Annotated in this window: 20 protein-coding genes and 1 riboswitch; of the genes, 16 read left to right on the top strand and 4 right to left on the bottom strand. The window is 73.0% G+C overall.

Annotated elements, in window-relative coordinates; genetic code table 11:
- Positions 1-137: 137 nt before the first annotated feature.
- The 4 genes from ACFOVU_RS10735 (at position 138) to ACFOVU_RS10720 (ending at position 3,843) form a co-directional block, all read left to right on the top strand.
- A complete protein-coding gene (locus ACFOVU_RS10735; protein ID WP_378532394.1) occupies positions 138-758 on the top strand; it encodes a TetR/AcrR family transcriptional regulator in 621 nt (206 codons plus the stop codon).
- 134 nt (positions 759-892) lie between these two features.
- On the top strand, positions 893-1,654 hold the full coding sequence (locus tag ACFOVU_RS10730; RefSeq protein ID WP_378532392.1) for an NADPH-dependent F420 reductase: 762 nt from the start codon (positions 893-895) through the stop codon (positions 1,652-1,654).
- Between the two features lie 37 nt (positions 1,655-1,691).
- Positions 1,692-2,549: an SDR family NAD(P)-dependent oxidoreductase gene (locus ACFOVU_RS10725; RefSeq protein ID WP_378532390.1), complete on the top strand. Its 858-nt coding sequence runs from the start codon at positions 1,692-1,694 to the stop codon at positions 2,547-2,549.
- A 337-nt stretch (positions 2,550-2,886) separates the two neighbouring features.
- A complete protein-coding gene (locus ACFOVU_RS10720) occupies positions 2,887-3,843 on the top strand; it encodes a hypothetical protein (protein WP_378532389.1) in 957 nt (318 codons plus the stop codon).
- Positions 3,844-3,892: 49 nt separating this feature from the next.
- Here the strand turns inward: ACFOVU_RS10720 and ACFOVU_RS10715 are convergent, their stop codons facing one another.
- A complete protein-coding gene (locus ACFOVU_RS10715; protein ID WP_378532387.1) occupies positions 3,893-4,342 on the bottom strand; it encodes an ATP-binding protein in 450 nt (149 codons plus the stop codon).
- 62 nt (positions 4,343-4,404) lie between these two features.
- On the opposite strand from ACFOVU_RS10715, the gene ACFOVU_RS10710 reads away from it, so the two are divergent.
- The 4 genes from ACFOVU_RS10710 to ACFOVU_RS10695 all read left to right on the top strand — a co-directional run bounded on the left by ACFOVU_RS10710 (position 4,405) and on the right by ACFOVU_RS10695 (position 5,808).
- Positions 4,405-5,067, top strand: coding sequence for a DUF5753 domain-containing protein (locus tag ACFOVU_RS10710; RefSeq protein ID WP_378532385.1), 663 nt, complete (start codon positions 4,405-4,407; stop codon positions 5,065-5,067).
- Positions 5,061-5,240: a DUF397 domain-containing protein gene (locus ACFOVU_RS10705; RefSeq protein WP_378532383.1), complete on the top strand. Its 180-nt coding sequence runs from the start codon at positions 5,061-5,063 to the stop codon at positions 5,238-5,240. Before ACFOVU_RS10710 ends, ACFOVU_RS10705 begins: the two co-directional genes overlap by 7 nt.
- A gap of 114 nt (positions 5,241-5,354) precedes the next feature.
- Positions 5,355-5,522, top strand: coding sequence for a DUF397 domain-containing protein (locus tag ACFOVU_RS10700; protein ID WP_378532381.1), 168 nt, complete (start codon positions 5,355-5,357; stop codon positions 5,520-5,522).
- 55 nt (positions 5,523-5,577) lie between these two features.
- Positions 5,578-5,808, top strand: a complete 231-nt coding sequence (locus ACFOVU_RS10695; protein WP_378532379.1) for a hypothetical protein — start codon at positions 5,578-5,580, stop codon at positions 5,806-5,808.
- A gap of 15 nt (positions 5,809-5,823) precedes the next feature.
- Here ACFOVU_RS10695 and ACFOVU_RS10690 read toward each other — a convergent pair whose 3' ends face one another.
- Positions 5,824-7,239: an FAD-binding oxidoreductase gene (locus tag ACFOVU_RS10690; RefSeq protein WP_378532377.1), complete on the bottom strand. Its 1,416-nt coding sequence runs from the start codon at positions 7,237-7,239 to the stop codon at positions 5,824-5,826.
- A gap of 382 nt (positions 7,240-7,621) precedes the next feature.
- Between ACFOVU_RS10690 and ACFOVU_RS10685 the strand changes: the two genes are divergently transcribed.
- The 6 genes from ACFOVU_RS10685 to ACFOVU_RS10660 all read left to right on the top strand — a co-directional run bounded on the left by ACFOVU_RS10685 (position 7,622) and on the right by ACFOVU_RS10660 (position 16,024).
- The gene (locus tag ACFOVU_RS10685) at positions 7,622-9,229 is read left to right on the top strand and encodes an alkaline phosphatase D family protein (RefSeq protein ID WP_378532375.1); all 1,608 of its coding nucleotides are present in this window, start codon (positions 7,622-7,624) and stop codon (positions 9,227-9,229) included.
- Complete coding sequence (locus ACFOVU_RS10680; protein WP_378532373.1) at positions 9,226-10,068, top strand: polysaccharide lyase family protein; 843 nt, start codon at positions 9,226-9,228, stop codon at positions 10,066-10,068. The genes ACFOVU_RS10685 and ACFOVU_RS10680 overlap by 4 nt, the downstream gene beginning before the upstream one ends.
- A 335-nt stretch (positions 10,069-10,403) precedes the next feature.
- Positions 10,404-11,006: a MerR family transcriptional regulator gene (locus ACFOVU_RS10675; protein WP_378532370.1), complete on the top strand. Its 603-nt coding sequence runs from the start codon at positions 10,404-10,406 to the stop codon at positions 11,004-11,006.
- Positions 11,007-11,153: 147 nt separating this feature from the next.
- A riboswitch (glycine riboswitch) is annotated at positions 11,154-11,243 on the top strand.
- Positions 11,244-11,347: 104 nt separating this feature from the next.
- Positions 11,348-14,236 carry an aminomethyl-transferring glycine dehydrogenase gene (gcvP, locus tag ACFOVU_RS10670; RefSeq protein WP_378532368.1) on the top strand — a complete coding sequence of 963 codons (2,889 nt, stop codon included), beginning with the start codon at positions 11,348-11,350 and terminating at the stop codon, positions 14,234-14,236.
- A 249-nt stretch (positions 14,237-14,485) separates the two neighbouring features.
- A complete protein-coding gene (locus ACFOVU_RS10665; RefSeq protein WP_378532366.1) occupies positions 14,486-15,742 on the top strand; it encodes a tetratricopeptide repeat protein in 1,257 nt (418 codons plus the stop codon).
- Positions 15,743-15,772: 30 nt separating this feature from the next.
- Complete coding sequence (locus ACFOVU_RS10660) at positions 15,773-16,024, top strand: type II toxin-antitoxin system Phd/YefM family antitoxin (protein WP_378532364.1); 252 nt, start codon at positions 15,773-15,775, stop codon at positions 16,022-16,024.
- Between the two features lie 138 nt (positions 16,025-16,162).
- Here ACFOVU_RS10660 and ACFOVU_RS10655 read toward each other — a convergent pair whose 3' ends face one another.
- Positions 16,163-16,360, bottom strand: coding sequence for a DUF5999 family protein (locus tag ACFOVU_RS10655; RefSeq protein ID WP_378532362.1), 198 nt, complete (start codon positions 16,358-16,360; stop codon positions 16,163-16,165).
- A gap of 243 nt (positions 16,361-16,603) precedes the next feature.
- A complete protein-coding gene (locus ACFOVU_RS10650) occupies positions 16,604-17,293 on the bottom strand; it encodes an endonuclease V (RefSeq protein ID WP_378532360.1) in 690 nt (229 codons plus the stop codon).
- A 281-nt stretch (positions 17,294-17,574) separates the two neighbouring features.
- On the opposite strand from ACFOVU_RS10650, the gene ACFOVU_RS10645 reads away from it, so the two are divergent.
- Entirely contained in the window at positions 17,575-18,297 is a 723-nt protein-coding gene (locus ACFOVU_RS10645) for a (Fe-S)-binding protein (protein ID WP_378532358.1), read from the top strand.
- Positions 18,294-18,632, top strand: coding sequence for a hypothetical protein (locus ACFOVU_RS10640; RefSeq protein ID WP_378532356.1), 339 nt, complete (start codon positions 18,294-18,296; stop codon positions 18,630-18,632). The genes ACFOVU_RS10645 and ACFOVU_RS10640 overlap by 4 nt, the downstream gene beginning before the upstream one ends.
- The last annotated feature ends 24 nt before the right edge of the window (positions 18,633-18,656 follow it).

Below are 18,656 nucleotides of genomic sequence, written 5' to 3'. Positions count from 1 at the left end.
ACCGTTAGGTGGATTGCGGAAAGCGATCTCCCGAAACTCTGCGAACATGGGCCCTGTCAATGACGCAGACCCCACTTTTCTCGGAAGCGGGGCCGACGGAGGAGGACCGCGTGGTCTCGGGGCCCCAGGAAAGGCGCGTGCCCAATCGCCTCGGCGAAGGCGAGCGTCTCAGGCAGGAGATCCTGGACACGGCGGCCCGGATCCTGGAGGAGTCCGGGAGCGAGGACGCCCTGTCGCTGCGGGGCATCGCCCGCGAGGTGGGGATCGCCGCCCCCAGCATCTACCTGCACTTCAAGAACAAGGCCGACCTGCTGTGGACGGTGCTCGCCGACGCCTACACCCAGCTCGCCGGAGCGATGGAGGCCGCGGGCCGGGCCGCCGAGGCCGAGGGTGCCGACCACTGGGGGCAGCTGCTGGCCACCTCGGCGGCCTACCGCAGGTTCGCCGTCGACAACCCCGGCCGCTACCGGCTGATGTTCAACGTCGCCCAGCAGGTATCGGCGGAGCACCGGGTCGCCGACGTCGACCCGCTCGCCCGGCTGCTCGACATCTGGGTCGGCGTCGTCGGCCGGTACCTGGCGGCGGTCTCGCCCGAGCGCCAGGACGAGGCCGAGACCCTCGGTGTGCTGGTGTGGACCGGGATGCACGGCCAGTACACCCTGTGGCACGCGCTGCCGTCGCACTACGCCGAGGCCAATGAGGCAGTGCTGGCCAAGTTCGAGCACGACCTCATGCGCGACCTGCTGCGGCCGGGGTGAGCCGGCGCGCACGGGGTCGGCGGCGATCAATAGTTGATAGTTGGCTATCAATACCTGCTAGTGTCTCCTTCGAAAGATACCGATAGTCGAATATCGGTTCTCTGTCCGCCCACGCACTCAGGAGACGTGACACCGTGACGCAGACCCTCGGCCTCATCGGCAGCGGATTGATCGGCGCAACGCTCGCCCGGCTCGCGGTGGCCGCCGGCCTGGACGTCGTGCTGAGCAATTCCCGCGGCCCCGAGACCCTCGCCGACCTCGTCGCCGAACTCGGCGAGCACGCCCGCGCCGCCACACCCGCCGAAGCCGCGCAGGCCGGCGACCTCGTGGTGGCGACCATCCCGCTGCACGCCTACGACCGGCTCCCCGCAGCCGACCTCGCGGGAAAGACCGTGCTGGACACGATGAACTACTACCCCCAGCGCGACGGCGGCATCGCCGAACTGGACACCGGCGAACTGACCTCCAGCGAGCTGGTGCAGCGGCACCTGTCCGGCGCGCGTCTCGTCAAGGCGTTCAACAACATCGACTTCAACAGCCTGCTCACCCTCGCCCGCCCGGCCGGAGCCGACGACCGCACCGCCCTGCCCATCGCCGGTGACGACCCCGCCGCCAAGGCGGAGGCGGCGCGGCTGCTGGACGCCCTCGGCTACGACGCGGTCGACATCGGCCCCCTCGCCGACAGCTGGCGCAGCGAGCCCGGAACCCCGGTCTACACCCGGCCCTACTTCCCCTATGACGCGCCCGCGGGGATCACCAAGGAGGAGGAGCTGTACCGCTGGTTCGTGGAGACGCCCAGTGTCGCGGTGCCCGCCGACCGGGTGAAGGAGCTGGCCGACGGCACCGTCCGGGGCACCGCGGGCGGGCGGTTCCCGCGGCAGGTGGGCGCGGAGTGAGGCGGGCCCGCGCAAGGGCAGGCGGACGGTGGCAGCGGTGAGCGGCGCGACGCGGGACCTCAGCGGTAGGACGGTCGTGGTCACGGGGGCCAGCGCCGGAATCGGCGCCGCGGCGGCGCGGCTCTTCGCCGAACTGGGCGCCACCGTCGCGGTGGTCGGCCGGTCCCGGGACAAGACGGCCGAGGTCGCGGCCCGGATCGGGGGCCGGGCGCACCTGGTGGACTACGGGTCGCTGGAGAGCGTGCGCGCACTCGCCGCCGACCTGCTGGCCGCCTACGAGCGGATCGACCTCCTGGCCAACAACGCCGGCGTCCGGCTCGCCCGGCGTGCGGTCAGCGTCGACGGCCACGAGATGACCTTCCAGGTCAACCACCTTGCGCCCTTTCTGCTGACGAACCTGCTGCTGGAGCGGCTGGCCGCCGCCCCGGACGCGCGGGTGATCAACACCGGAAGCCGGATGTACCGCATGGGGCGCCTCGACCTGGACGACCTGGATGCCACCCGGGGCCCCTTCCGCGGCGGCCGGGTCTACGGGGCGGCCAAGCTCGCGACGGTCCTGTTCACCGCGGAGCTCGCGCGCCGCACATCGGCCACCGGCGTCACGACCTCGGCCTTCCACCCCGGGGACGTCTCCACCGATGTCACCCGCGACAATGCACTGCTCCGGTACTTCATGACCTCCCGGCTGGGCAGGGCCGTGCTGCTCAGCCCCGAGCAGGGCGCCGAACCCCTGCTGCACCTGGCAACGGTGGCCGACCCGCAGGCGGTCAACGGCGCCTACTTCGACCGGCTCACCCGCGAGGACCCCAAGAACCCGCAGGCCCGCGACCCCCGGCTGGCCAGGCTGCTGTGGGAGCGGTCGGCACAACTGACCGGCCTGGCCGCGTCGCCCTGACCAGGGAACCGGCCGCCGGTCGCGGGCCCGTCCCCGCGTCCCCGCTGGCACGGTCATCGCCCCCGTGCCTCGGCGCGGACGGCGGAACGTCCCGGGACCGGAACCGGCCGGGGCCCGGTGGAGCGCGATACCGGCTCCACCGGGCCGCCCTGCCGTGCGCCCGATCCCGCCGCCCAGGCGCCGAACCGGTACGGTCCGGGGGGCCGTTAGACCCGAGGAGGCGGGAAGCGGAACGATGTGCGAGGGCGGTGACGCTGTGGCGTCCGGACGGAGCAGTGGCACGCGACCGGTCGGCGGCGGGCCTGATGTCGTCGGTGCTTCGGGGCTCCTGAGTGGGATGGTGGCGGTCACCCGTCACCTCCGGCGCCCCCTCTACGGGTTCGCCCTCGCCGTGTCCGCGCTGACCGCCGGCGTCGTGTGCGTGATCGGGGTGCTCGGGTTCGCGCTGGCGTGGGAGGGCTTCGTGGTCCTCCGCGAGTTGGTCAAGGGCAACATGTCCAGGGAGGAGCCTCGGTTCTCCAACACGGGCGACGCCGATGTCATGTTCTTCTGGGCCGGCGCCCCGGTCGCGCTCCTGCTGCTCCTGCTCTTGGCCGTGGTCCTCGCCCTCCTGGACACCGCGCACGCCGCCGCCGTCCGCCATGCCCTGGGCGGCCACGGGCGCCTCGGCGCCGCCGGGCTGTGGCGGCGCGCCCGCCCCTATTTCCTCCGGGGACTCGGGGCGCAGGTGCCGACCCTGCTGTGCGTCGCCGTTACCGCCCTAGTGGGCGTCATGCTGTTCGACTCCCTCGCCGACGGCGGCCTGATCCCCGGCATCGAGCGGCCGCAGTCCCCCTTCACCGGCTTCAGCGCGCTGGACTGGGTGGCGGGCCTGGGGCTGCCGCTTCTGGCGGCGTGTGTCGGCCCCTACCTCTATGCGCGGTTCTCGCTGGCGGGCTCCGCGGCGGTGTTCGAGGACGCCCCGGTCGGCGCCGCGCTGCGCCGTTCGTGGCGGCTGACCCGGGGCGGCGCGCAGGGGAGGGTGGTCGGCGCCTGGCTGGTGATCACGGCGGCCGTCGCGCTCGTGTTCGCCCTGCTCCGGTACGCGGCACTGCCGATCGGCGACGCCCTGGGCCCGGCCATGATGTGGCTCAGCGGCGGTAACGTCTACACCACCGCGACGCTGGTCCACGTCACACCGTTCGCGGTCGCCTTCGCCCTGCTGCCTGTGGCCGTGCTGGTGCCTTCGGGCCTGGCACTGCCCCTCCTCTATGTGCACCTGCACGCGCGCGAACGGGAGCGGCCCACCGCGTAGGCGCGGCCCTGTCCCGCCCCCTCATCGATCGGGGCAGGGCCGCGCGCAGTCAGGCGGTGGCGGGCCGGCGGCTGAAGCGCCGTGGGAGCGGGCCGCCCCAAGTGAGGGTGAACCCGACGCCGAAGCGGGGCGGGGCGAGCGGGCCCCAGGTGTCGGCCAGGTAGTCGATCAGAGTCACGCCGCGCCCGTTCTGCGCCATGGGCGTAAGGGGGCGGATGAACGGGACCGCTCCGGGGTCGGGGTGGCCTTCGTCGGCGACCTCGATGGTGATCGTCCGGTGTTCGACCATGAGGGTGACGTCGAACTGCCCGCCGCGCCCGGAGGCGGTGTGGCGGATTGCGTTGGTGGACGCCTCACTCAGCAGCAGGATCGCCGAGGCGACGGTGTCGTCGGGGATCTCGAACGCGGAGTGGACGGTCAGCAGGTCCTCACACCAGTCCCGCGCCTTCTTCACCTGCTCGGCCCAGCCGGGGAACCGCGCGTGGTAGACCACGGCCATCACCGCCCCTGGATTCGGAACAGCTAGGGACGAATTCGGGCGCTTCGGCGCCCGTTCTTAGGGTGGATCAATGTCATCAGCTGGCCGAACTCGACAGGACCTTCAATACAAAGGGGGCCCTCCTCAGGCGCTGGTCCGACGTCTCGCGCAAGGTCGCGGATCCGGACTGGTATCGGCGCGTCGAAGACGCCGAGAACGCGGCCAGTGCGCTTCGGATGCACCACCCGGTTCTCATCCCGGGACCGTTGCAGACACCTGAATACACACAAACGGTCTTGACCTATGGCCGACCACACGATTCCCCGACCGACATCCAGGATCTGACGGCCTTCAAGAGCGCAAGAGCGGAGCGGTTGCTGGCGCTCAGCACGCTGACCATCTCGGCTGTGCTCCCTGAACATGTGGTGCGTGGCTGTCTGGGAGATGCGGAGACGGCCGCCCGGCAGCTTCAGCACCTCGTAGACCTGGCAGAATCAGGGCCACTCGGTCTACAGATCGTGCCCAGCGGCTACCCGACGCATATCGGTGCGTCCACGGGCGCCTTCGAACTCCTCACGTTCGTAGACCGACTTCCGTTGGTCCACGCAGAACATGTGAGCGGCGGAGAATTGGTCGACGATCCTCGCGAGGCTCAGCGCATCCAGAGCGTGTACGGGCTCCTGCAAGCCTGGGCTCTCTCCCCCGCTCAATCAATCGAGCTGGTCAGAAAGGTGATCACGTGCTGAATGAGAAGTGGATCAAGTCGTCCAGATCCAACGCGGGCGGCTCCTGCGTGGAAGCCCGAACCGACAGAGGGGTACAAGTTCAGATCCGGGACACTCAGAACAGAGAGCGCGGAAGCTTGGTATTCCCCGCCTCGGAGTGGCGAGCCCTGCTCACCGACATCGACAGCCTGTAGGACCCAAGGACCCTGCCTCCCTCTCCGAAGCGGGCAGGGGCCCGGTCCTATCCGTCTTGCAAGCGCGGTCGATGGGACCGGACGAGTCGTTGAAGATGCTGGAGGAGATTGAGAATGGGCGAGTTCCATAAGTCGAGCTACAGCCTTGCGAACTCTGAGTGCGTCGAGGTCGCGGAGGGGCGCACCACGCTCGTGCGGGATTCCCAGCGGAGGGACCTCGGCCACCTGGCCTTCCCCGCTTCGGAGTGGCGGGCCCTGCTGGCCGACATCGACAGCCTGTAGGGGCCATCGGCGAGGGATCCCGCCGGTCGGCGGGGCGGCGTCGCATGCTGGGGGCATGGACCTCGACGCCGTCGCATCCGATACCACGCCCACTTACGACGACATCGAAGAGGCGGTCGCGCCGTACCTGCCCCTGGACGCGGCGCGGACGCCCTTTGCGGTGTGGATGGAGCTGGAGTGGGGCGACTACGCAGGGAGCGCCCCCGATATCACCGTCGGCGAGGTGCTCGCCGCCGCCCTGCGGGACTGGCGCGGCTCGGGGACACCGGGCGAGCCGACGTCCTGAGGGCGCCCGCCCGGGTCAGCCCCCTTCGGGGGCGGCGATGACCTTGCCGGGGTTGAGGATCCCCTGAGGGTCGAGGGCGCGTTTGAGCGCGTCGTGGGTGGCGGCCGCCACCGGGTCCAGTTCGGTGCGCAGCCAGCCGCGCTTGAGCAGGCCGACCCCGTGCTCGCCGGTCACCGTGCCGCCGAGGTCCAGCCCCAGCCGCATGATGTCGTCGAACGCCTGCCGGGCGAGGGCGGTCTGATCGGGGTCGCCGGCGTCGAAGATGATGGTGGGGTGCATGTTGCCGTCGCCGGCGTGGCCGGCGCAGGTGATGGTCAGCCCGGTGCGCTCGGCAATGGCGCCGACCGCGGCGAGCAGGTCGGGCAGGGCCCGCCGGGGGACGCACACGTCATCGGGGAGGATGGTCCCGAGGCTTTCGACCGCGGGGCCGACCATGCGCCGCGCCTCCAGCAGCATGCGCGACTCCTCGCGGTCGCTCGCCGTGAGGACCTCCGCGCCGTGGCGCGCGCACAGCGCGGCGAACCCCGCCAGCTCGGCGACCGCGGCCTCGGTGTCCGACTGCACCAGCAGCGCCGCACCGATGCCGGGCGGGAACCCGGGGTCGCGGAACGTGCGCACCGCCTCGATGGAAGGGGCGTCCATGAGCTCCACCATCGACAGCCGCGGCGTGCCGGCCATCAGCTCCACGATGAGCCTGCACGCGTCGACGGCCGTGGCGAAGAACGCCACCGCGGTCAGCGGCTCGGCCGTCGCGGGGCGCAGCGCCAGGATCGCCTCGGTGATCACCCCGAGGGTGCCCTCCGACCCCACGAACAGGCCGGTGAGGTCGTAGCCGGCGACGCCCTTGGCGGTCCGCCGTCCGGTGCGCATGACCGAGCCGTCGGCGCGGACGACCTCCAGCCCGCGGACGTAGTCGCGGGTGACCCCGTACTTCACGCAGCAGAACCCGCCCGCGTTGGTGGCGATGTTGCCGCCCAGGGTGGAGGACTCCCACGACGCGGGGTCCGGCGGGTAGAAGAGCCCTTCGCCGGCCGCCGCGCGGGAGAAGGCGGCGTTGACGACGCCGGGCTGGACCGTGCCGATCTGCTCCACCGGGTCGATGCCGATGATGCGGTCCATCTTCTCCAGGCTGAGCAGGACGCATCCGGTGACCGCGTTGGCGCCGCCGGTCAGGCCGGTGCGGGCGCCCTGGGGGACGACGGGGACGCCCAGCTCGGTGGCCAGCCGCAGGGTCGCCGCGACGTCGGCGGTCGTGCGCGCGCGGACCAGGGCGGCGGGTTCCCCCGCCGGTGTGAAGGTGGCGTGGTCGGTCCGGTATGCGGCGAGGATGCCGGGATCGGCGGTCACCGTCCCGGTTTCCAGGCGGGAGGCGAGCATGTGTGCGAGGTCGTCGCCCGTCACGGGCTGCGCGGTGGTGCTCGGTCGGACCATGCCGTTCCCCACTCTCCGCCCGGTCGGTGGTCGGGCCCCTCCCAGGGTGCCCGCGGCCGGCCGGAGTGACAATGGGTCACCGGCCCCCGGCATCGCGTCCTCGTCGCCCCGTGTGAACCCGCCTCAGGCCTTGGCCAGGCGGTGCCCGCATCGCGAGCGCGGGCCCACGACGCGGACCTCGCAGCAGCGGGCGGCGCCCCACCAGCCCCATGAGCTGCGGTGCGCGTCCCATCTGCGGCGACGCGGGACATGCCGTCTGAGCTGGGACGTCGTGGGGCGAAGTTCTCCAACGTCCACCTTCGGCACACATCGCGGCCATCCGGACTCCAGGGATGCGGCGCACCATCGTGGTGCCATGTCCCTGAGTGGATGGACGCAGAGCATGCCCACAACCGACCGGAACTCATCCCTCGACCGCCGGGGCTTCCTCGCCCTGACCGGAATCAGTGCGGCGGCGTTCACCATGGGCACCGGTGTCCCCGCGCACGCCGCCCCCGCCGGCGGAACGGTACCCGCCGACCCCTACCGGCTGGGGGTGGCCTCCGGCGACCCCACCCACGACAGTGTCGTGCTGTGGACCCGGCTGGCCCCCGACCCCCTCGCCGAGGACGGCCACGGCGGCATGCCGCGCCGCGACCTCGCCGTCGAGTACGAGGTGGCGACCGACGCCCGCTTCCGCAGAGTGGTCCAGCGGGGCCGGGCCGTCGCCGTCCCCGAACTCGCCCACGCCGTCCACCCCCACGTCACCGGGCTCGAACCCGGGCGCGACTACTACTACCGGTTCCGCGCGGGCGGCGAGATCAGCCCGGCCGGCCGCACCCGCACCGCGCCCGCCCCCGACTCCGCGCCCGACCGGCTCTCCTTCGCCATGACCTCCTGCCAGGCGTGGTACCAGGGCCACTACTCCGCCTACCGCGACATCGCCGAGCAGGACATCGACCTGGTGCTGTTCCTCGGCGACTACATCTACGAGTACGGCATCACCGACGCCAACCTCCTGCGCGGGGGCGCCGGCGACCTCGGCCCGGCGCACGCCGCCGCGGTCGTCACCCTGGAGCAGTACCGGCTGCGCTACGCCCTCACCAAGTCCGACCCCCACCTCCAGGCCGCCCACGCCCGCGCCCCCTGGCTGGTGACCACCGACGACCACGAGGTCGAGAACAACTACGCGGCCGACGCCTCGCAGTACGGCGCCACCCCCGAGGACTTCCGGCGGCGCCGCGCGGTCGCCTACCGGGCCTGGTACGAGAACCAGCCGCTGGGGGAGGGATCGCTGCCCTCGGGCCCCGACATGCTGCTCTACCGGCGGGCCCCGTTCGGCCGCCTGGCGGAGTTCAACGTGCTCGACACCCGCCAGTACCGCCACGACGTCCCCGCCGACGGCGGCGTACCGGGCGGAGACCACACCGACCCCGCGCGCACGATCCTGGGCGCAGAGCAGGAGGAGTGGCTCTACGCCGGGCTGCGCGCCAGCGCCGCCACCTGGAACGTGCTCGCCCAGCAGGTGGTCATGGCCGAGATCGACCGCGACACCGGCGACGGCGTCGAATACAGCATGGACCAGTGGGACGGGTTCACCGCCAACCGCCGGCGCCTCTTCGACACCCTCACCGGGCACGACGTGGCCAACCCGCTCGTCCTGACCGGCGACATCCACCGCCACGCCGCGGCCGAGCTGAAGGCGGACTTCGCCGACCCCGACTCGCCCACCATCGGCACCGAGCTGATCGCCACCTCCGTCGCCTCCGACGGCGACGGCTCCGACACCGACGACCTCGAACCCATCTGGCTGGGCAACCCGCACGTCCGGCTCTACAACGCCCGGCGCGGCTACGTGCAGGTGCAGTTGACCCCCACCGAGGCCACCTCGGACTTCAAGGTCCTCGACCACATCGAGGCCGACGACGCCGGCACCGTCAGCACGGCCGCCCGCTTCGTCACCGAGGCCGGCCGGCCCGGCCTGAACCCCGTGAGCGGAGGACAGCAATGAGCCCCCACCCCCGGCCCGTGACCGGTCTGGCCGCGGGCGGCCGCATCGGCGCCATCGACGTCACCTGGGAGCACGCCCCCTGGGAGCCGCTGGTCGACCACTACGCCGTCCACGCCGCGACCACGCGCGACGTCGCCACCACCCCCGACACCCTGATCGGCACCACCGTCTACGGCCGCATCACCCACGACACCCTCGGCCCCGAGGCGCAGACGCGCTACTACCGGGTCGTCACCGTGGACGCCTCGGGCCGGCGCAGCAGCCCCTCCGCCGTGGTCGGCGCCACCTCCACCGAATCGCTGGTGGTCGCCGGCGAACCGATCGCCACGGTCGGGGAGTTCGACTCCAAGAGCCTGGAGCTGGCCCTGGCCCCCTCCCGTGGGCAGTCGCGGTTCCGCGACGCCTTCCCCGACGGCGTCGACTTCACCTATGGCAGCAGCGACCCCGCCGCCGACTGGTGCTACCTGCACCCCGGGCCCGAGGACGGGTGGGGCGGCGAGCGCGAGCACACCTTCCGGCTGCGGTTCGACCTGGAGGAGGCGCCCGGCTCCGGCCTGGGCGTGGTGATCTGGCTCATCGACACCCACGCGAGCCGCCCGGGCACCGCCCGCCTGGCGGTCAACGACGCCCCCGCGGGCGAGATCGCCTTCCGGCGCGGGGCCACCCGCGGGTCGCTCGAAGGCGACGCCACCGTCCCCGGTACCGCGCTGGTGCCGTCGTTCGTCGAGCCGGTCCTCGACGCCGCGCTCTTCCGCGCCGGGCAGAACACGCTCGACATCACCAAGAGTGACGGCTCCTGGCACGCCTACGACGCCGTGGGGGTGTTCCGCCCCTCCTGACCGGCGCCCCCCGCCCCGGTAGCGTCGCCCGCCCCCGGGCGGGTGACGCTACCGCCGTCATCGCTTACCGTGGAACGCGCACGCGCGGACCGCCGACACGCCCGGGAGACGTGTCCGAGAACCGGAATCGAGGGTGATCGACCCGCCCCTGACGTGGGGCTTGCGGATGGGCGGCCCGGCGGCCGGAAACCTGTCGAAGACGTTCCACGACGCGCCGATGGGTGTCGTTGACGCTGTCCATCCGACCGGCTTACCTTCATTGTCGAAGGCACCCGCGGCGCAACCCTTCGACCCCCCTGTCAAACCGCCGCGGGCCGAGGAGCCGGAGGTTCGGCGTGGCGGTTACTAGCGGCAAGCAACAGACCTCCGCTCTCACGCGATCAGCTATACGGCGAGCTGGAGAGCAGGGCCTGCTGTGCGAAGAGGACGTGGTGGCGCTGCCTATGGACGTCGGTTATCGCGGCCCCACGGCATGTGCGGCCGCCGGAATCACCTACCGCCAGCTCGACTACTGGGCCCGCACGAACCTGGTGCGCCCCAGTGTCATCCCTGACGACGGCAGCGGTGCGGCGCCGCTGTACAGCTTCCGCGACATCCTGGTGCTCAAGGTCGTCAAACGGCTGCTCGACACCGGGATCTCGCTCCAGCAGATCCGCACGGCGATCGACCACCTCCGGTGCCGCGGCACCGCCGACCTCGCCCAGATCACCCTCATGAGCGACGGCGTCAGCGTCTACGAGTGCACCTCCCCGGGCGAGGTGGTCGACCTCCTCCAGGGCGGCCAGGGCGTGTTCGGTATCGCGCTGGGCCGCGTGTGGCGCGAACTCGAAGGGGCGCTGAGCGATTTCCCCGGCGAGCGCCTGGCCGAGCCGCTGCCCGCCGACTCCCACCCCGCCGACGAGCTCGCCCGGCGCCGCCGCGAACGCAAGACCGGGTGACCTGCGCCTCCTCTGCGCCGAATGGGTGGATCCATCCAGTACCGTTCGGTGAGGACGCCGCACTTGCACGGCCGGGAACCCACCCCGGCCACGCCGGGGCGCGGCGGCCCGTGGACAATGCAGTGACCGAAAATCAGAACCGGCCGCCGATACCACGCGGGAGAGACCCCTTAGCGGGGCGCCGACGGGGCAATACTCCCCAGTAACCTCTCAGGCACCAGGGACCGCGTGGAGAAGGCCACTCTGGAACGGTGGGCGCGTCGCTTCCGCGCCGCGACCGTGCGTGACAGAGGGGGAGACCAAGAGCAGCCGAGAATTTCGGCCCATGCGAGGAGGTCTCCATGCCGGAGCAGCCCAGACGTCCCGGAACCGAACCCGCGCGCAGGTTCGCCGACCGGCACATCGGGCCCGACCCGTCGGAGCTGGAGCAGATGCTGGCGACCGTGGGCTTTGCGTCCACGGCCGAGCTGATGACAGCGGCCCTGCCCGCGTCCATCCTCTCCGCCCCCGGCGGCTCCGCCCCGCTGCGGCTGCCCGAGGCCGCCGACGAGACCGGCGCCCTCGCCGAACTGCGCGCGCTGGCCGACCGCAACCAGGTGCTCACCTCGATGATCGGCCAGGGGTACTACGACACCATCACCCCGCCGGTGATCCTGCGCAACATCCTGGAGAACCCCGCCTGGTACACGGCCTACACGCCCTACCAGCCCGAGATCTCCCAGGGGCGCCTCGAAGCGCTGCTGAACTTCCAGACGATGGTCGCCGACCTCACCGGGCTCCCGGTCGCCGGCGCCTCGCTGCTCGACGAGGCCACCGCCGCGGCCGAGGCCATGACGCTGGCCCGCCGCGCCTCGCGCGGGAAGGGCGCGGCCTTCGTCGTCGACTCCGACGTCTTCCCCCAGACCCTGGCGGTGCTGCGCACCCGCGCCGAGCCGCTGGGCATCGACATCGTGGTGGCCGACCTCTCCGCCGGGCTGCCCGACGCCGACGCGTTCGGCGTCCTGGTGCAGTACCCCGCGGCCACCGGCGCCGTCCGCGACCCGCGCGCCGTCATCGAGGCCGCGCACGAGCGGGGCGCGCTGGCCGTGGTCGCCGCCGACATCCTCGCCCTGACCCTGCTGCGCAGCCCGGGCGACCTGGGCGCCGACATCGCCGTGGGCTCCACCCAGCGCTTCGGCGTGCCCATGGGGTTCGGCGGCCCCCACGCCGGCTACATGTCGGTGCGCGAAGGGCTCCAGCGCCAGCTCCCGGGCCGGCTGGTGGGGGTGTCGGTGGACAACGCGGGCCGGCCCGCCTACCGGCTCGCCCTCCAGACGCGTGAACAGCACATCCGCCGCGAGAAGGCCACCAGCAACATCTGCACCGCCCAGGTGCTGCTGGCGGTCATGGCCGGGATGTACGCGGTCTACCACGGGCCGCACGGCCTGCGCGCGATCGCCGAGCGGGTACACGGGCACACCGCCCGGCTCGCCGACGGCCTGCGCGCCCGCGGCCTGGAGGTGCTGCACGAGGAGTTCTTCGACACGGTGCGCGTGCGGGTGCGCGGCCGGGCGGCCTCCGTCGTCGGGGAGGCGCGCCGGCGCGGGGTCAACGTGCTGCGGGTCGACGACGACACGGTCGGCATCTCCTGCGACGAGGCCACCACCTCCGCCCACATCGGGCTGGTGCTGGCCGCCTTCGGCGGCACCGAGGGCGCGACCCGCCCGGGGGCGGCCGAGCGCGGCGCCACGCTGCCCGATGCGCTGCGCCGCGACGTCGACTACCTCGACCACCCGGTGTTCACCACCCACCGCAGCGAGACCTCGCTGCTGCGCTACATGCGCCGCCTGGCCGACAAGGACCTCGCGCTGGACCGGTCCATGATCCCGCTGGGCTCGTGCACCATGAAGCTCAACGCCACGGCGGAGATGGAGTCCATCACCTGGCCGGAGTTCGCCGGGCTGCACCCGCTGGCGCCGCTGGACCAGGCGGCGGGCAGTGTCGCGCTCGTGCGCGACCTGGAGAAGTGGCTCGCCGAGGTCACCGGCTACGACGCGGTGTCGCTCCAGCCCAACGCCGGATCGCAAGGCGAGCTGGCCGGGCTGCTGGCCATCCGCGGCTACCACCGCAGGCGCGGCGACATCGAGCGCGACGTCTGCCTGATCCCCAGCTCCGCGCACGGCACCAACGCCGCCAGCGCGGTGATGGCGGGGATGCGGGTCGCGGTCGTGGCCTGCGACGACGGCGGCAACATCGACCTCGGCGACCTGCGCGCCAAGATCGCCAAGCACGAGGGCCGGGTCTCCGCGATCATGGTGACCTACCCCTCCACCCACGGGGTCTACGAGGACACCATCACCGAGGTCTGCCGCCTGGTGCACGAGGCCGGGGGCCAGGTCTACGTCGACGGCGCCAACCTGAACGCGCTGCTGGGCTGGGCCAAGCCGGGCGAGTTCGGCGCCGACGTCAGCCACCTCAACCTGCACAAGACCTTCTGCATCCCCCACGGCGGCGGCGGGCCGGGCGTGGGCCCGGTCGCGGTGCGCGCGCACCTGGCCGGGTTCCTGCCCAACCACCCCGGCCAGCCCGACGCCGGGCCCTACACCGGGGTGGGGCCGGTCTCGGCCGCCCCGTTCGGCTCGGCGGGGATCCTGCCGATCTCCTGGGCCTACATCCGGATGATGGGCGGCGACGGCCTGCGCGCCGCCACCGAGGCGGCCGTGCTCGTGGCCAACTACGTCGCCAAGCGGCTGGAACCGCACTACCCGGTGCTCTACACCGGCGAGGGCGGCCTGGTCGCCCACGAGTGCATCATCGACCTGCGGGCGCTGACCAAGAAGACCGGCATCACCAACGAGGACGTCGCCAAGCGGCTCATCGACTACGGGTTCCACGCGCCGACCATGTCGTTCCCGGTCGCGGGGACGCTCATGGTGGAGCCGACCGAGAGCGAGAACCTGGCGGAGCTGGACCGGTTCATCGAGGCGATGATCGCGATCCGCGGCGAGATCGACCGGGTCGCCGACGGCGGCTACGACCGCGAGGACAACCCGCTGAAGAACGCCCCGCACACCGCCGAGGCGCTCACCGCCGACGACTGGAAGCGCGCCTACCCGCGCAGCGAGGGCGCCTACCCGCTGCCGGAGCTGCGGCAGCACAAGTACTGGTCGCCGGTGGGCCGCATCGACCAGGCCTACGGCGACCGCAACCTCGTGTGCGCCTGCCCGCCGCCCGAGGCGTTCGAGGTCTGAGCCCCGCCGCCGCGCCGGTCCCCGCCCGAACGGGCCGAGGGGCCGGCGCGGCGGACCCCGTCTCCGGGGAAGGGCCGGCGCGGCGTGAGGGCGCCGGTCTGTGCGGGCGCCCCGCGGCGATCGCGGACACCCGGGCGGGGGACATCTGGGGAAGGGCCCGGAGGCGCTACCCTCCCAGGGAGAAAACCCGCGCCGGACGCTCCGTCGGCCGTCGGCGGGTGACCGCCCCCGTTGTGGAAAGTGGCGAGTATGACCGCGACGTCCGGAACCTCCACCTTCGACGCCGCAGGGGATGAATCCGCGTTCGCCGACCTGTGCGACCAGGCGCGGGACCTTGCCGAAGCCGGCCACTCCAAACGCGCCGCGCAAGTGTACGAACAGGTGCTCGACGGCGGGTCGCAGCGGTACCGGGCGCTGGCCGCCCTCGGCCTGGCCGTGGTCCGCCACGACCTCGGCGAGATCCGCGCCTCGCGCACCGCCGCGCAGACCGCCATCGACACCGGCCACGCCGAGTTCGCCCCGCGCGCCGCCTACCATTTGGCGCTGTCCTACGAGGGCGAGGGGCTGCTGGAGGAGGCGGCCGCGGCTTGGCACAGAGTGCTCGGCTCCGGAAACGAGCGCTACGCGTCCGCCGCCGAATACGGGCTGGCCCGCATCGCCGAGTCGCGCGGCGACACCGAGACCGCCGACACCCACTGGGAGAACGCCCTGGCGGGGGGTGACCCCGACACCGTCCCCGAGGCCGCCCGCGACTTCGCCGAACGCCTGCTGGCCCGCGGCCGCGCCGAGGACGCCGCCCGCGTGGTCGAACGGGGCCTGGCCGTGGGGGAGCACCCGGGCCTGCGCCTGCTGCTGGGCGCCGTGCACGTCGAGCGCGCCATCGAGGCCTTCGCGGCGGTCGCGGAAGGGTCCGCGGCGGGGGCCGAAGGGCGTGCGGTGGGGGCTGGAGGGCGCGCGGCCGGGGCCGATGGGCGTGCGGACAGGGCCGCGTACCCGGGACCGGTCGCCGACCCGGCGACCGCGGCCACCGCCATCGAGCTCCTCGCCCGCCTGCTCGCCGTCCGCGGCGACGCCGACGCCGCCGAACGCGTCTGGGAGCAGGGGCTGCTGCACAGCGGCGACGCGGTCGGGGAGGAGGTCCGCGGCCGCCTGCGCCGCGGCTTCCTGGCCCCCGGCCCCGAGGACGGCGGCACCGATGCCGCCGATCCCGGCGAGACCGCCTGGTGGGACCCCTACGTCGAGGCCGCCGTGGCCCAGGACAGCGCCCCCATGCTCACCGGCGAGCTGTTCCTCGCGCTCAACCGGATGTACAGCGGACTTGCGGTCGCCTTGGCGGGCAACGAGTCCCACGCATCGGCACTGCGCCGCACGGTCGAGGAGGCCGTGCGCACCCCCAGCGACTACGTCTGGGGCCGCTCACTCCACGACGACTTCCGCGAACGCCTCCGCCTCGCGGCCGGATCCGACGCCGACATCCTCCCCGCGAACTGGCCCGACGCGGACTGAGTCCGCACCGGGCGTGAAAGCCGAGACACCATGAGAACCGTGACCTTCACCGAGTCCGCCGCCGACTACGCCGAGCTCCTCGACTCCGTGGCCGACGACCGGGAAGAGGTCGTCATCACCCGCACCGGGCACGAGCCCGTAGTGCTGGTTGCCCTATCCGAATACACGGCGCTCAAGGAGGCCGCGTACCTGCTCGGCGAGCCGGAGAACGCGCGGTGCATCATCGCGGCGATCGGACAGCTGGAATCCGGCCGCGGAGAGGTGCACGGCCTCGTCGAGTGACGCCGTGCCCGCAGGGTGCGTGCGCGGACCGGGAGCCCCCTGCGCGGAGGCCGCGCGGGGAGCGCGGCGCCGCGGGGTTCCGGGGTCGCCGGCCGGGCAAGTGGCGGGCGGGGCCGGGGCGCGGCGCCGCTGGGCCGGTCAGGCCGCGGTGGGGATGTAGCCGAAGCGGTTGGGGGCGATCACGCCTCCGTCGGGAAGGAGTTCACCGGTGTCGTCGAAGACCACGACGCCGTTGCACAAAAGGCTCCACCCCTGCTCAGGGTGGCTTGCCATGACCCGGGCGGCCTCACGGTCAGGGTCGCCGGGTGTCGGACAGGGGGGTTGGTGCTGGCACATGCCGTGCCTCCGGTTCGATCGTCGGTACTCGGGTCGGCCGTGGGGCGCCGTTCGTACTCTAGTGCGTGCGTGTCGGCGGTCACACCGTTTCACATTTTCCTCGAGTAGGACGCGTGAAGTCATCGTGTCGGCCCACTGCGGACGCGAATTCGGCCGGGTCCGGCCGCCGGCCCAACTCCTGCGGTCCGGCGTGCATCAAAGGCCCGAGAACACGTCCCGTCACAGGTCCGCGAGCACGTCCGCCTAGAGACCCGCTAGCACGTCGCGCGAGAGCCGGTCGGCCCGCCGGATCGGCTCGGGCAGCCGGTAGTGCGGGGCGAGCCGCAGCACGAGCTCCGTCGCGCCGTCGAGATCGGTGCGGTGCCCCACCGACACGTACACGGGCTTGACCCCGTCACGGGTCCGCAGCGCGCGCCCCACCACCTCGCCGCCGTCCACGAGCGGCGCCCACGACCCGCGCCGCTCACCGGGCGGCTCCGCCGTCCCCACGAACGGCGACTTGCCGACGCCCAGCGCCGGCCGGTCCAGCAGCACGCCCAGGTGGCAGGCGAGCCCGAAACGCCGCGGATGGGCCAGGCCGAATCCATCGCAGACGAACACGTCGGGCGCGCTCCGCAGCTTCCCGACCGCCTCCACCAGCGGCGGCACCTCACGGAAGGCGAACAGCCCCGGAACGTAGGGGAACGCCGGCCGCGCCACTGCGGTGGCCGACTCCACGACCTCCAGCGTCCCCGCATCCAGCACCACGGCCGCGGCGACCAGCCGGTCCTCGCCCGGGGCATAGGTGACATCCAGCCCGGCGACCAGCCCCACCCGCTCCGCATCGAGCGGTTCGGCCCGCACCAGCGGAGCCAGCCGCACCTGCTCCTCCCGTGCCTCCTCCGGCCCGGAAGGCCAGGAACCGGCGGAGGGAAAGAGGGGGCGGGCGGGCATGGACGCTCCAGAACATCGATCGGCACGAACGGACCACGGGCGCGGACACGGATACGGGTGCGGGTGCGGCGTGCCGGGCCTGCGAAGAAGCCTACGCCCGGGCCCGCGGCACGGCCGCCGCCGGTGACGCGCCGTGGCCACAGGCGGCCATGGTGTCTGTGGAGAACGGCGGCGCGCCCGCGGGGCGGGTGTCTAGGATGGCGGCGAATGGGGCACCGGGGCCCTCCGGGGCCGGTGTGTCCCGCTGTGATCTCCGTGGCCCCGCGCGGGCGGAGGAAGCGTTGCGCATCGGACTGTTCGTCGCCTGCATCACCGACTCCCTCTACCCCGCCACCGCGCGTGCCACCGTCCGGGTGCTGGAGCGGCTGGGCCACACGGTCGTCTACCCCGCTGCACAGACCTGCTGCGGCCAGGTCCACTACACCTCCGGTTACCGCCGCGAGGCCGCTTCCCTCGCGGGGCGCTTCGCCGATGTCTTCTCCGGGTGCGAGCTGGTGGTGACCCCCTCGGCGTCGTGCGCCGCCATGGTCCGCACCGGCTACCCGCGGCTGGCCGCGCGTGAGCCCCGAGCCGCCGACGCCCCCCGCGTGCTGGAGCTGAGCGAGTTCCTGGTGGACGTCGCGGGCGTGACCGATGTCGGCGCCCACTTCCCGCACCGCGTCACCTACCACCCCACCTGCCATGCGCTGCGGTCGCTGGACGTCGGCGACCGCCCCCTGCGCCTGCTGCGGGCGGTCCGCGGACTGGAGCTCGCCGAACTGCCCGCGGCCGACGAGTGCTGCGGCTTCGGCACCACGTTCGCCTGGAAGAACGCCGACACCTCCGTGGCCATCGTCGCCGACAAGATCCGCCACATCGGCGCGACCGGCGCCGACGTCGTCTGCGCCCTGGACGACGCCTGCCTCACCCAGATCGACGGCGCGCTGTCGCGGCTGCGCGGCGGGGTGCGCGCCCTGCACCTGGCCGAGATCCTGGCCGCAGGCGACCCCGCGGGCGACCGGTGAGCCGGCCTGCGGGGGCCGCCCACCCGTGGTCGTACCTGCTGGGCCGCGGGCCGGCCGCCCGGCCGCCGGGCCCGCCCCGGTTTGCCGACACCGCCCGCCGCACCCTCGCCGAGACCGGTGTGCGCGGCTCCCGGGCGGCCGCGTCGGCGCCGCTGCGCCCCTCCCGGGCACGCGGCCGGGCGGCGGAACCCGACTGGGCGGCCCTGCGCCGGCACGCCACCGCCGTGCGCGAACGCGCCCTGGCCGGCCTCGAACGCCACCTGACCGAGTTCGAGAAGCGCGCCGAGGAGGCCGGCGTGCACGGCGACACCTCGCACATCAAGGTGGAGGAGTAGGCCACCCCGGATGGAGTGAGGGGC

It is taken from the genome of Nocardiopsis sediminis (assembly GCF_042650565.1).
Taxonomy (GTDB): domain Bacteria; phylum Actinomycetota; class Actinomycetes; order Streptosporangiales; family Streptosporangiaceae; genus Nocardiopsis_B; species Nocardiopsis_B sediminis.
The sequence above is the reverse complement of the archived record's forward strand: the minus strand, read 5'-3'. Positions and strand labels throughout refer to the sequence as shown.

What these genes read in the sequence shown, in the direction of transcription:
- ACFOVU_RS10695 (WP_378532379.1), top strand. Translation starts at nt 5,578, where the DNA reads ATGGACCTCGACGCCGTCGCATCCGATACCACGCCCACTTACGACGAC.
- ACFOVU_RS10690 (WP_378532377.1), bottom strand. Translation starts at nt 7,239, where the DNA reads ATGGTCCGACCGAGCACCACCGCGCAGCCCGTGACGGGCGACGACCTC.
- ACFOVU_RS10720 (WP_378532389.1), top strand. Translation starts at nt 2,887, where the DNA reads ATGGTGGCGGTCACCCGTCACCTCCGGCGCCCCCTCTACGGGTTCGCC.
- ACFOVU_RS10715 (WP_378532387.1), bottom strand. Translation starts at nt 4,342, where the DNA reads ATGGCCGTGGTCTACCACGCGCGGTTCCCCGGCTGGGCCGAGCAGGTG.
- ACFOVU_RS10650 (WP_378532360.1), bottom strand. Translation starts at nt 17,293, where the DNA reads ATGCCCGCCCGCCCCCTCTTTCCCTCCGCCGGTTCCTGGCCTTCCGGG.
- ACFOVU_RS10685 (WP_378532375.1), top strand. Translation starts at nt 7,622, where the DNA reads ATGCCCACAACCGACCGGAACTCATCCCTCGACCGCCGGGGCTTCCTC.
- ACFOVU_RS10665 (WP_378532366.1), top strand. Translation starts at nt 14,486, where the DNA reads ATGACCGCGACGTCCGGAACCTCCACCTTCGACGCCGCAGGGGATGAA.
- ACFOVU_RS10660 (WP_378532364.1), top strand. Translation starts at nt 15,773, where the DNA reads ATGAGAACCGTGACCTTCACCGAGTCCGCCGCCGACTACGCCGAGCTC.
- ACFOVU_RS10680 (WP_378532373.1), top strand. Translation starts at nt 9,226, where the DNA reads ATGAGCCCCCACCCCCGGCCCGTGACCGGTCTGGCCGCGGGCGGCCGC.
- gcvP (WP_378532368.1), top strand. Translation starts at nt 11,348, where the DNA reads ATGCCGGAGCAGCCCAGACGTCCCGGAACCGAACCCGCGCGCAGGTTC.
- ACFOVU_RS10700 (WP_378532381.1), top strand. Translation starts at nt 5,355, where the DNA reads ATGGGCGAGTTCCATAAGTCGAGCTACAGCCTTGCGAACTCTGAGTGC.
- ACFOVU_RS10655 (WP_378532362.1), bottom strand. Translation starts at nt 16,360, where the DNA reads ATGTGCCAGCACCAACCCCCCTGTCCGACACCCGGCGACCCTGACCGT.